6 protein-coding genes are annotated in these 12,155 nt (G+C 65.3%); 4 read left to right on the top strand and 2 right to left on the bottom strand.

All coding sequences use genetic code 11. The features are described 5' to 3' along the window. Window positions 1-18: 18 nt before the first annotated feature. Complete coding sequence (locus DOD19_RS10385) at window positions 19-1,338, top strand: MFS transporter (RefSeq protein ID WP_112185353.1); 1,320 nt, start codon at window positions 19-21, stop codon at window positions 1,336-1,338. Window positions 1,339-1,341: 3 nt separating this feature from the next. Here DOD19_RS10385 and DOD19_RS10380 read toward each other — a convergent pair whose 3' ends face one another. Together DOD19_RS10380 and DOD19_RS10375 are read right to left on the bottom strand one after the other, a co-directional pair. Then, window positions 1,342-3,174 (bottom strand): ABC transporter ATP-binding protein, encoded by a 1,833-nt coding sequence (locus tag DOD19_RS10380; protein ID WP_112185351.1) that lies wholly within the window; start codon window positions 3,172-3,174, stop codon window positions 1,342-1,344. 166 nt (window positions 3,175-3,340) lie between these two features. Further along, complete coding sequence (locus DOD19_RS10375) at window positions 3,341-5,020, bottom strand: L-lactate permease (RefSeq protein ID WP_024976212.1); 1,680 nt, start codon at window positions 5,018-5,020, stop codon at window positions 3,341-3,343. A 260-nt stretch (window positions 5,021-5,280) separates the two neighbouring features. On the opposite strand from DOD19_RS10375, the gene DOD19_RS10370 reads away from it, so the two are divergent. From DOD19_RS10370 to DOD19_RS10360, 3 genes are all read left to right on the top strand, one after another. Then, a complete protein-coding gene (locus DOD19_RS10370; protein WP_112185349.1) occupies window positions 5,281-7,644 on the top strand; it encodes a patatin-like phospholipase family protein in 2,364 nt (787 codons plus the stop codon). Between the two features lie 171 nt (window positions 7,645-7,815). Then, a complete protein-coding gene (locus DOD19_RS10365) occupies window positions 7,816-8,994 on the top strand; it encodes an efflux RND transporter periplasmic adaptor subunit (protein ID WP_204360056.1) in 1,179 nt (392 codons plus the stop codon). A gap of 2 nt (window positions 8,995-8,996) precedes the next feature. Further along, window positions 8,997-12,152 carry an efflux RND transporter permease subunit gene (locus DOD19_RS10360; RefSeq protein WP_112185346.1) on the top strand — a complete coding sequence of 1,052 codons (3,156 nt, stop codon included), beginning with the start codon at window positions 8,997-8,999 and terminating at the stop codon, window positions 12,150-12,152. Window positions 12,153-12,155: the final 3 nt, after the last annotated feature.

Raw genomic sequence — 12,155 nt, 5'->3', positions numbered from 1 at the left:
GAGTTTCGGAGACAACCCATGTCGAACCACACCACCGCGCCGTCGTACGCTGGCCGCGACGGCGCGCATGCGGCAGTACCGGCGCAACCGCTGTCGCGCACGCGCGCCATTGCCGCCATCACCATCGGCAACGGCTTGGAGTTCTATGACTTCGTGGTCTACAGCTTCTTCGCCACGCTGATCGGCCGGCTGTATTTCCCGGTCGGCAACGCCACCGGCCAGTTGCTGATGTCGTTCGCCACGTTCGGCGTCGGCTTCCTGATGCGTCCGCTTGGCGGCCTGCTGATCGGCATGTACGCTGACCGCGCAGGCCGCAAGCCCGCCGTGGCCCTCACGCTGTGGCTGATGGGCCTGTCGTCGCTGATCTTCGTTGTCACGCCGACCTACGCCCAGATTGGCATCCTCGCGCCCATGTTCGTCGTGCTTGCACGGCTCGTGCAGGGCTTTGCCATCGGCGGTGAGATGGGCGCTTCGACCGCGCTGCTGCTGGAGTACGCCGACGACCGCTCGCGCGGTTTCTATACGAGCTGGCAGCCGTTCAGCCAAGGGCTGGCAGCGCTGTTCGGCGCGCTGGTCGGCTTGCTGCTGAGCAACCGGCTGGCGCCCGCGGCGCTGGAGTCGTGGGGTTGGCGGCTCGCGTTCGTAATCGGCATTCTCGTGATCCCGGTCGGCCTGGTTATCCGCCGGCGCCTCGAAGAAACCGCCGCGCCGCACAGCACGCGCGAAGCCGACGCAACGCTGCCGCTGCTGCGCGAACACCGCCGCACGCTGGTGGCGAGCATTCTGCTGATGATCGGCGTGGCTTCGTCCACGTACGTCATCGTCTACTACCTCAGCAATTACGCCGTGAGCGTGTTGCACATGCCGCTGTCGCTGGGTATCTGGGCGGCGTGCATTGCGGCGCTGGTGCAGGTGGTGCTGTCACCGTTTGCGGGCCGGCTGGCAGACCGCATCGGGCGCCGCAGGGTAGTGTTGTGGTCGCGTGTTGCGCTGCTGGCGATGATCTATCCGGCCTTCGCGCTCATCAACGCTGAGCCATCGCTTGCCCGGTTGCTGATCGTGGTCGGCTGCCTGTCGGTGCCGATGTCGATGACCTCGCCGGCGTCGATGGTGCTCGTGAGCGAGGTGCTGCCGCAGCGGCTGCGCGCCACGGGGCTGTCGATCGCCTACTGCGTTGCCATTGCCATCTTCGGTGGCTTTGCCCAGTTCTTCTCGACCGAGCTGATCCAACTCACGGGCAATGCAAACGCGCCGGCCTTCTACGTGATCGGTTGCGGGCTGGTCTCGCTGATCGGCCTGGCGATGGTGCCCGAGACCCTCGGCCGGCGCCTCTCGTAACGCTCAGTCCACCCCGACGAAACCGCCGGTCTGGTGTGCCCACAGCCGCGCATACAGGCCGCCGTGTTCGAGCAACTCGGCGTGCGTGCCGCTCTCGACAATGCGGCCGCCGTCGAGCACCACCAGCCGGTCCATGCGCGCGATGGTTGAGAGCCGGTGCGCAATGGCAATCACGGTCTTGCCCTGCATCAGCGTTTCCAGGCTTTCCTGGATGGCCGCTTCCACTTCCGAATCCAGCGCTGACGTGGCTTCGTCCAGGATCAGGATCGGCGCGTCCTTGAGCAGCACACGCGCAATCGCAATGCGCTGACGTTGGCCGCCCGAGAGCTTCACGCCACGTTCACCCACCAGCGCGTCAAAGCCGCGTCGCCCTTGCACGTCGGATAGCTGCGGGATGAATTCGTCGGCACGCGCACGGCGTACCGCTTGCAACAACTCTGCCTCGGTGCTGTCGGGTTTGCCGTAGCGCAGGTTGTCGCGAATGGAGCGGTGCAGCAGCGATGTGTCCTGCGTGACCATGCCGATCTGCTCGCGCAGGCTCTCCTGCGTCACGGCGGCAATGTCCTGGCCGTCCACCAGAATCCGGCCGCGCTCCACGTCGTACAGCCGGAGCAGCAGGTTCACGAGCGTCGACTTGCCCGCGCCCGACGGGCCGACCAGGCCGATGCGTTCACCGGGGTGCACCACGAGGTCCAGCCCTTCGATCACGCCGCTGCCCTTGCCATAGTGAAAGCCCACGTGCTCGAAGCGCACTTCGCCCCGCGTCACGTGCAGCGGCTTGGCGCCGGGCTGATCGATCACGGCGCGCGGCAGCGCGATGGTCTGCATGCCGTCCTGCACCTGCCCGACGTTTTCAAAGATGCCGTTGACCACCCACATGATCCAGCCCGACATGTTGTTGATGCGGATCACCAGCCCCGTGGTCAGCGCAATGGTGCCGGCGCTCACGCGGCCCTGGCTCCACAGCCAGAGCGCGAGCGCCGACGTGCCGACGATCAGCAGGCCGTTCATGGCCGTAATGGTGAAATCCATGCCGCTGATCATGCGGCCCGATAGGCGGGTCTTGTCGGTCTGTTCTGCCATGGCGTCGCGCGCATAGCTTTCTTCATGCTGCGTATGGGCGAACAGCTTGAGCGTGGTGATGTTGGTGTAGCCATCCACGATGCGGCCCATCAGCTTGGAGCGCGATTCCGTGGCGATAACTGAACGCGCCTTCACACGCGGCACGAAGTAGCTCAGGGCCGCGATGTAGCAGCCAATCCACACCAGCAGCGGCACCACGAGCCACCAGTCGGCCTTGGCGAACAGCACCAGCGCGCTGATCGCGTAAATCACGACATGCCAGAGCGCATCCACCGACTGCACGGCGGAATCGCGCAGCGAGAAACCGGTCTGCATGATGCGCTGGGCAATGCGGCCCGCAAAGTCGTTCTGGAAGAACGTCAGGCTCTGCTTGAGCACGTAACGGTGGTTCTGCCAGCGGATCAGGTTCGACAGGTTCGGGTTGATGACCTGGTGCACGAGCACGTCGTGCAGGCCGAAGATGACCGGCCGTGCGATCAGCGCCACAAAGGCCATCCACAGCAATTCGTTGCGATGACGGCCGAAGAACGCTGAGCCGGGTGTTGCCTGGATCATGTCGACGATACGGCCGAGGAAGTCGAACAGCGCGACTTCGATCAGCGCGCCCAGCAACCCAACGAGCAGCAGGAATGCGAAGACGCCGCGCACTTCGCGCAGGAAGTACGCGTAGAAGCGCCAGACATTGGCCGGGGGCTGCGTGTCGGGCAGGGGACGGAACGGATCGATGAGCTTTTCCAGGCGGCGCAGCAGCATGTCGGGTCGAGGGAGAAGAGACCGACGCCCCAGGGCGGGACGTGCGCGGAAGAGCTGCCCATGATACGCGCGTGAAAGTGCCCTTGCTGGCGGCTCTTGAGACGCATCGCGCCATGAAAAAAGCCGCTCGGTTGAGCGGCTTTCTTGTTCATCCGGGAGGCGGCGCTTAGTGCACCACAATCCGCGTGAACGGCTCCACGTAAGCCTGCAGGGTGATCATCAGGCCCACCAGGAAGGCCAGCGCCAGCGAGTGGAAGAACACGTAGCGCAGGATGTCGCCCTCGTGGCCGTACCACTTGGTGGCGGTGGAGGCCACGACGATGGACTGCGCGTCGATCATCTTGCCCATCACGCCGCCCGAGCTGTTGGCTGCCGACATGAGGATTGGCGACAAGCCGAGTTGCGTGGCCGTGGTCTTCTGCAGGCCGCCAAACAGCACGTTCGAGGCCGTATCCGACCCCGTGAGCGCCACGCCCAGCCAGCCCAGCATCGTGCCGAACAGCGGGTACAGCACGCCGGTGTGGGCGAAGGCCAGGCCCAGCGTTGCGTCCAGGCCCGAATAGCGGGTGAGATAGCCGATGCCGAACATCGCGCAGATGGTCAGCAGCGAATAGCGCGTGAGCTTGATGGTGTTCCAGTATTCCTTGACCATGCGCGGCACCGAGTAGCCCATCAGCAGGCCGCCCACGATGGCCGAGACCAGGATGCCCGTGCCCGCCATCGACAGCACATTGAAGAGGAACACCGCGCCTTCGGCGGTCTCCTTCGCGACCACCGGCGGGCCCTTGAGCACCATCTTGTCCAGACCGGGGATCGGGAACTTGAATTGCCACAGACCGTCTGCGAACGCCTTGAACTGCGGAATGCCCCAGATGAACACGAACACGGTCAGGATCACCCACGGCAGCCAAGCCTGCACGCGCGTGATCTTGGTATTGGCATCAGCGCTGGTAGCGGCACGCGCTTCGGCGGCGGCTTCGGGGTCGACGCGGGAGTTGTCCTCGCGGTTGCGCAGGGCGGTCGAGGTCCAGATCGTCTTGGGCTTCCACACCTTCAGGAACAGTGTGAGCGAGCCCATCGACACCAGTGCGGCAATCACGTCCACCAGCCACGGGCCGTGGAAGTTCGACACCAGGAACTGCGGAATGGCGAACGACACGCCCGCCACCAGAATCGCCGGCCAGATCTGCAGCATGCCGCGGAAGCCCGCGAACGCCCAGATCAGCCAGAACGGCACCAGCACCGAGAAGAACGGCAACTGGCGGCCAACCATGGCCGACAGCTTCAGCAAGTCCAGCCCCGTGACCGAGGCCAGCCCGATGAGCGGCGCGCCCAGTGCGCCGTAGGCCACCGGGGCGGTGTTGGCGATCAGGGCCAGGCCAGAGGCGGCCAGCGGCGAGAAGCCCAGGCCGATCAGGATGGCGCCCGTGACAGCCACCGGCGTGCCGAAGCCCGCTGCGCCTTCAAAGAAGGCACCAAAGCTGAATGCCACCAGCAGCAGTTGCAGGCGGCGGTCTTCGGTAATGCCGGAAATCGAGCTCTGTAAGACCTTAAACGACCCGTTCAAGGTGGTGAGCCGGTGCAGGAAGATGATGTTCAGGACGATCCAGCCAATCGGGAACAGACCCGAAATGATGCCGAGGCCTGCCGCCTTGCCGGCCATTGCGGTCGGCATGCCGAACACGAACGAGGCGATCCCCACCCCGACAATCAGCGCCAACCCGGCCGCCAGATGGGCCTGCATATGGAAGAACGCCAGCGAGCACAGCAGCACGGCAACCGGTATCCCGGCCGCTAAGGTTGACCACACGGCGCTGCCGAGCGGGTCATAGACTTGATTCCACATCTTGATCTCCTCCTGTTTGGGCGTTTCGGTTCTTCTCGATACCGAACGTCTTCTGCTGCCCCTTTTTCGCAGGGGCAAACGCGGATTGTAGGAACAAGCGTGTCCGGGTAACGGCAATATTCTGTCACTTTCGCCCTGAAAAGTATTCATCGGCGCCAGCGCGTGGTATGGCGCGGCTCAAGCAATTGCACCGGGTAAATCCGGGTTGTGGAATCATTGCGCCTGCAGCGCAGACCACCACCCCATTTCGCCCCCTATCCATGGCTTCTCTGACGGCCTTTCCGATTCGCCGATGCGGCTCCCGATGGGCTGCTGCCGTGCTCGCCGCATTTGTGTCACTGGCGACGCTGTCCCCCGCCGTGCATGGCCAGACAGCGGCAGCGCCCGCCCAGGCGAACACCGAATCGACGCGGCCACGTATCGGTCTGGTGCTTTCGGGCGGCGGGGCGCGCGGCTATGCGCATATTGGCGTGCTCAAGATGCTGGAGCGCATGCGCATTCCCGTGGATGTGATTGCCGCTACCAGCATGGGCGCCGTGGTGGGCGGGCTGTACGCCAGCGGCATGCGTGCGGATGCGCTGGAGCAGAAGCTCTCGCAGGTCGACCTGAGCGACATCGCCTTCGACCGCAACGATCGCGCCAAGCTGCCGCAATCGCTGCGCGAGGATGATTTCCAGTATCCGATCGGCTTGTCCGCCGGCTATGGCGACGGCAAGCTCAAGCTGCCCACCGGCCTGGTGCAGGGCAACCGCCTGCTCGCGCTGCTCAAGAACTGGACGGCGCAGTGGCCCGACAACATCGAGTTTTCGCGCCTGCCGATTCCGTTCAAGGCCATGGCGACGGATCTGGCCACGGGCGACGGGGTGATTCTCGACCACGGCTCGCTGCCGCTGGCAATGCGGGCCAGCATGGCGGTGCCTGGGCTGTTCGCGCCCATCGAAGTGGGCGGACGCACGCTCGTGGATGGCGGCCTGGTGAGCAACCTGCCCGTGCAGCTTGCACGCGACATGGGGGCAGACATCATCATCGCCGTCAACATCGGGTCGGACTTGCAGCGGCCGGAAGACCTGGCCTCGCCGGCGGCGGTGACGCAGCAGATGATTACCATCCTCGTTGGCCAGAACGTGCGCGCGCAAAAGGCGCTGCTGCGCGGCAAGGATGTGCTGATCGAGCCGCAGCTCTCGGAGCTTTCATTTACCGATTTCGCCAAGGGCCCGCAGGGCGTGCGACAGGGCGAGCGTGCGGCGCAGGGCGCTGAAGCGAAGCTTGCGGCGTTGTCGCTGTCGCCGCAGGCGTATGCCGTGTACCGCGCGGCCCATGAGCCGCAGGGCGTGCTGGTGGCGGGCGCACGCATTGACGCCATTGACGTGACGACCAGCGGCCGCGTGCCGCCCGCGCGTGTGCGCCAGTTGATCAAGGTGCGCGAAGGCGATGCGTATGACGCCGAAACGCTCAACCGCGAGCTGTCGGCGCTGGCCACCACGGGCGACTTCGAAACCGTCACACAGCAACTCGTGGAAGAGAACGGCGTGCACACGCTCAAGATCGACGCGCATGAAAAGTCGTGGGGCAACCAGTTCTTCCTGTTCGGGCTGGGCATGTCGACAAACTTCGACGGGCGCGGCGCATTCAACGTCAACCTCGGCCATCGGTATCCGTGGCTCACGCAGAGTGGGCTGGAGTGGCGCAATGACATCGTGCTCGGCAGCAACCGGGCGGGCATCCACACCGAACTGCGGCAGCCGCTGTGGCAGGCGCGCGGCTTCTACATCGCGCCGTATGCGGAGTATTCGCGCCGCAGATCGGATCTCTACTTTGACGATCTGCCGCCAACCCGAGACGCCAAGCCGTTCAACAACCTGACAATCGAGACAGCGCGCGCTGGCGTTGACCTGGGCATCCCGTTGGGCCGCAAGGGTGAACTGCGCCTAGGCGTGAATTACGTCAGGAAGACGGCGACGTTCAATTATCTGGCACTGATCGCGGACGAGTCCGGGAATATCGTGGATGCGACGACCTTGGATACCTTGCGCGCTCAGCAGCCGGCCTTTCGTGCCCAGCTCACGCTGGACCAGCTCGACGATCCGCTGTTTCCCCGCAGCGGCTACTACCTGTTTGGCAGCATGGAAGCCGGTTTCGGTTCGCTCGACAAGAAGTACAACACCGCGCAGGCCAAGGGGCTGTGGGCCACGAGCTACGGGCGCCATACGTTCAACATGGCGTTGGAAGGTGCCGGGCAGTTCGGCGCCAACAGCCCCACGCGCGACAACGGCGGCAATAGTGGCAGTGGCGCCAACGAAGGCTTCTACCTCGGCGGCTTCCAGCATCTCTCGGCCTACGCGCAGGATCAGTTCAATGGCCAGTACCTCCTCTACGGCCGGCTCACGTATCTGTACGACCTTCGTATCGACGATCTGCTCGGCCTGCGCACGCCCGTGTTCGGCGCCAGCGGTGAGGCCGGCAACGTCTGGCAACTGCGCAACAACTTCGGGCGGGGCCCTTACCTGAAGAGCGGCAGCGTATTCGTTGGCGGCAACAGCCCGATCGGGCCGCTGTATTTCGGTTTTGCGGTGGCGCCGCAGGGCGTGTGGAACGTGTACCTGCAGCTCGGCCGCGTCTTCTGAAACAGCATCAAACGGGAGCGCACCTGCCTGCACGCGCTGGCACTGCTTGCTTCGTAAGGTCTTGATCAGATTGAAAAATCAATCGATCAGCTTGCGGCGGATGTGCGTGCTAGCCTTCCGCTTCGCTTTTTCAAGACCTCGGGCGCGGTCGCGCCCAGCCCCCTTCTCATGATGTTCTCCGTGTTGTTCCGTCGTTCCCGTTCGTCCCGGTGGTTGCTGTGCGCGTGCGCGTTGGCTGTGTTGCAGGCGTGCGGCAAGCATGCAGATGACACCGCCAAGCCGGCCGGCCCGCCGGAGGTCGGGTTTGCCGTTGCGCAACGCTCGGATGCGCCACTGGTGACCGAACTGCCCGGCCGCCTGGAGCCGTATCGCACGGCGCAAGTGCGTGCGCGCGTCGACGGCATCGTCCTTAAGCGCGCCTACGACGAAGGCCAGTTGGTCAAGGCCGGCCAGGTGCTGTTCCGCATCGACCCCGCGCCGCTCAAGGCACAGGTGGACGCTGCGCAAGGTGCGCTTGCCCGCGCGCAGGCCCAGCTCGCCATCGCACGCGACAAGGCTGTGCGCTACGAGGGGTTGGCCGCCACGCGCGCCGTGAGCGAGCTGGAATACGCAGAAGCGCAAGCCGCCGAACGTCAGGCTGCAGCGGACGTGGTGTCCAGCCGCGCTGCGCTGCAAACCGCGCAGCTGCACCTGGGCTATGCCACCGTTACAGCCCCGATTGCCGGCCGCTCGCGCCGCGCGCAGGTGACCGAAGGCGCGTTGGTCAAGGAAGACGCTGCCACGCCGCTCACCACCGTCGAGCAGATCGACCCGATGTATGTCGACTTTGCCCAGCCCGCCGCCGAGGTGCTCGCCTTGCAGCGCGCGCTCAAAAAGGGCCAGGCCGCTGCATTGAGCGGCCAGGACATCGGCGTGCAGGTCATCCTGAGCGATGGCGTGGCGTACGAGCGCCCTGGCAAGCTGCTGTTCTCAGATCTGGCGGTGGACCGCGCGACCGACAACGTTTCGATGCGCGCCGTGCTGCCCAACCCCGATGGCTTGCTGCTGCCCGGCATGTACGTGCGCGTGAAGCTCTCGCACGCTGTGCGGCAAGGCGCGGTGACGATTCCGAAGGGCGCGTTGCAGCGCGACCGCCATGGGGCGACGGTGTTTGTGGTGCAGGCAGACAACACGCTGGCGGCGCAGCCCGTGGCTGCGCAAACGTTGGCTGGCGATCAATGGCTGGTGACGAGCGGCCTGTCCGGCGGCGAGCGCATTGCCATTCCCGGCATGCAGACGCTGGCAGCAGGCATGGCGGTCAAGCCGGTTCCTGCGGCACCGCGCGCCGACACGAAGCCGAAGAAGGGCTGACCATGGCACGCTTCTTTATCGACCGCCCGGTCTTTGCCTGGGTGATTGCGCTGGCCATCATCCTGGCCGGCGTGCTCGCGTTGCCCAAGCTGCCGGTGGCGCAGTATCCGAACATCGCGCCGCCCAACGTCAGCATCTCGGCCAACTACCCGGGCGCGTCCGCGCGCACGGTGGAGAGCGCCGTCACCGCCATCATCGAGCGCGAGATGAACGGCGCGCCGGGGCTGCTGTACATGTCGTCTTCGTCCGACGCGGCGGGCAACGTGTCGATCAACCTGTCGTTCACGCAGGGCACGAGCCCCGATCTTGCGGCGGTGGAGGTGCAGAACCGGCTGAAGATCGTCGAGGAGCGCCTGCCTGAAGTCGTGCGACGCAACGGCATCCGCATCGAGAAGGCGGCCGAGAATTACATGATGTATCTGTCGCTGGCAGCCGAGCGCGGCCGCTTTGACGGCATCGACCTGGGCGACCTCGCTTCGTCTGATCTGATCCCGCAGTTGCGCCGCGTGCCGGGCGTCGGCACCGCGCAGTTGTTCGACGCGGAATACGCCATGCGCATCTGGCCCGATGCCGACAAGCTCACCGCATTGGGCCTCACCGCGGGTGATTTGAGCGATGCCGTGCGCCGCTACAACGCGCGCATCACCGTGGGTGAGATCGGCAGCGCAGCCGTGCCGGGCAGCGCGCCCATCAACGCGAGCGTCACCGGTGACGATGGGCTCACCACGCCGGACGCATTCGGCCAGATTCCGCTGCGTGCGGACGCGCAGGGCCGCATGGTGCTGCTGCGCGATGTGGCCCGCGTGGAACTGGGCGGCAGCGATTACCTGTACCTCTCGCGCATGAACGGCAAGCCGGCCACGACCATCGGCATCAAGCTCGCGCCGGGCGCCAACGCCGTGGGTGTGGCCAAGCGCGTGCGAGCGGTGCTGGACGAAGCGCAGGCGCATTTCCCGCCAGGCGTGCGCTACGAAGTGGCGTACGACAGCTCGCGCTTTGTCGGCATTGCCATCGAGCAGGTCGTCAAGACGCTGCTCGAAGCCGTGGTGCTGGTGTTCCTGGTGATGATGCTGTTCATGCAGAACCTGCGCGCGACGCTCATCCCGACGCTGGTCGTGCCGATCGCGCTGCTGGGTACGTTTGCGGTGATGCTGCCGATGGGCTTTTCCATCAACGTACTGACGCTGTTCGGCCTGGTGCTCGCCATCGGCATTCTGGTCGACGATGCCATCGTGGTGGTGGAAAACGTTGAACGCGTGATGCACGAAGAAGGGCTCTCGCCGCGCGAGGCGACGGCTAAGGCGATGCGCCAGATCAGTGGGGCCATCGTCGGCATCTCGCTGGTGCTGACGGCGGTGTTCGTGCCGATGGCGTTCTTTGGCGGCGCGGTGGGGAATATCTACCGGCAGTTTTCGCTGTCGCTGGCGGTGTCGATGGTCTTCTCGGCATTCCTGGCGCTGACGCTCACGCCGGCGCTTTGCGCGACGCTGCTCAAGCCGGTGCAGGCCGGTCATGGTGCCGAGCGCAAGGGCTTCTTCGGTGCATTCAACCGGGGCTTTGCGCGGTTGACGTCGCGCTACCAGAACGGTGTCGCGCGGCTGCTCAACCGCACGGGCCGCGCACTGGTGGCGTATGGCGCGATCATCGGCGCGGTGGTGTTGCTGTTTATGCAATTGCCGACGGCCTTTCTGCCGGAAGAAGATACCGGCGAATTCATGACCGTCGTCATGTTGCCGACTGGCGCTACGCAGGCGCAGACGCTCGACGTCGTGCGGCAGGCAGAGCAGCACTTCATGACGCAGGAGGCGGCCGTTGCGTCCACGCTGGCCATCACGGGGTTCAGCCTGTACGGCAACGGCCAGAACGCGGCCATGCTGTTCCTGACGCTCAAGGACTGGAAGCAGCGCAAGGGCGATGACCAGCATGTCGATGCCGTGGTCGAACGCGCCAACGCGGCGTTCGGCAAGATCAAGGGCGCGATGGTCATGGCGATGAACTCTCCCGCGCTGCCGGAACTGGGCGGCAAGCCCGGGTTTGACCTGCGCTTGCAAGACCGCGGCGGTGCCGGCTACGAGCGCCTGGCGCAGGCGCGCGACCACATGCTGGCCGAGGCGGCCAAGCATCCTGCGCTATCGGAAGTCACGTTCGCGGGCCAGGGCGATGCGCCTCAGGTCCTGATCGATGTGGACCGCAAGAAAGCCCTGTCGATGGGCGTGTCGATCGAAGACATCAACCGCACGCTGGCCGTGATGTTCGGCTCCGACTACGCGGGCGATTTCGTCTACCGCAACCAGGTTCGCCGCGTGATCGTCCAGGCAGACGGCAAGCAGCGCGTCTCGGTCGAGCAGCTTGGCCGCATGCACGTGCGCAGCGCGACGGGGGCCATGGTGCCGCTATCCGCATTCACCACCACGAAGTGGATGGTCGGGCCGCTTAAGCTGGATCGCTACAACGGCTTTCCGGCCATGACGATCACCGGCTCGCCTGCACCCGGTCACAGCTCCGGCGAGGCCATGGCGGCGATGGAGTCGATTGCCCGCAGCCTGCCTGAGGGCTTCGGCTACGAGTGGACAGGCCAGTCGTTCGAGGAGCGTCTGTCGGGTGCGCAGGCGCCGGCGCTGTTTGCGTTGTCCATCCTCGTCGTGTTTTTGTGTCTGGCCGCGCTGTACGAGAGCTGGTCGATTCCGTTGGCCGTCATGCTGGTGGTGCCGCTGGGCGTGTTGGGCGCGCTGTTGGGCGCCACGCTGCGCTTCCTGCCCAACGACATCTACTTCAAGGTCGGGCTCATTGCCACCATCGGCCTGTCGGCCAAGAACGCAATTCTGATCATCGAAGTTGCCAAGGATTTGGTGGCGCAGGGTATGGGCTTGATCGAAGCCACGCTGGAGGCAGCGCGCCTGCGCTTCCGGCCGATCGTGATGACGTCGCTGGCGTTTGCGTTTGGTGTCGTGCCGCTGGCGATTGCGAGCGGTGCGGCATCGGCCAGCCAGCGCGCCATCGGTACGGGCGTGCTGGGCGGGATCATCACGGCGACGGTGCTGGCGGTGTTTTTGGTGCCGGTGTTCTTTGTGGTGGTGCGGGGCGTGTTCAAGGGCAGCGAACGGCAGCGCAGGCTGGACGCGGCGCACGAGCACGAAAGTGTGGGGCCGGCCGCCTGATTG

The organism is Ralstonia sp. GX3-BWBA, from assembly GCF_003290055.1.
Taxonomy (GTDB): domain Bacteria; phylum Pseudomonadota; class Gammaproteobacteria; order Burkholderiales; family Burkholderiaceae; genus Ralstonia; species Ralstonia holmesii.
This window is presented reverse-complemented; position numbering and strand designations above follow the sequence as displayed.

Bases quoted from the DNA above. Each gene is read 5' to 3' on its own strand.
- DOD19_RS10365 (WP_204360056.1), top strand. From the start codon at position 7,816: ATGTTCTCCGTGTTGTTCCGTCGTTCCCGTTCGTCCCGGTGGTTGCTG.
- DOD19_RS10375 (WP_024976212.1), bottom strand. From the start codon at position 5,020: ATGTGGAATCAAGTCTATGACCCGCTCGGCAGCGCCGTGTGGTCAACC.
- DOD19_RS10370 (WP_112185349.1), top strand. From the start codon at position 5,281: ATGGCTTCTCTGACGGCCTTTCCGATTCGCCGATGCGGCTCCCGATGG.
- DOD19_RS10385 (WP_112185353.1), top strand. From the start codon at position 19: ATGTCGAACCACACCACCGCGCCGTCGTACGCTGGCCGCGACGGCGCG.
- DOD19_RS10360 (WP_112185346.1), top strand. From the start codon at position 8,997: ATGGCACGCTTCTTTATCGACCGCCCGGTCTTTGCCTGGGTGATTGCG.
- DOD19_RS10380 (WP_112185351.1), bottom strand. From the start codon at position 3,174: ATGCTGCTGCGCCGCCTGGAAAAGCTCATCGATCCGTTCCGTCCCCTG.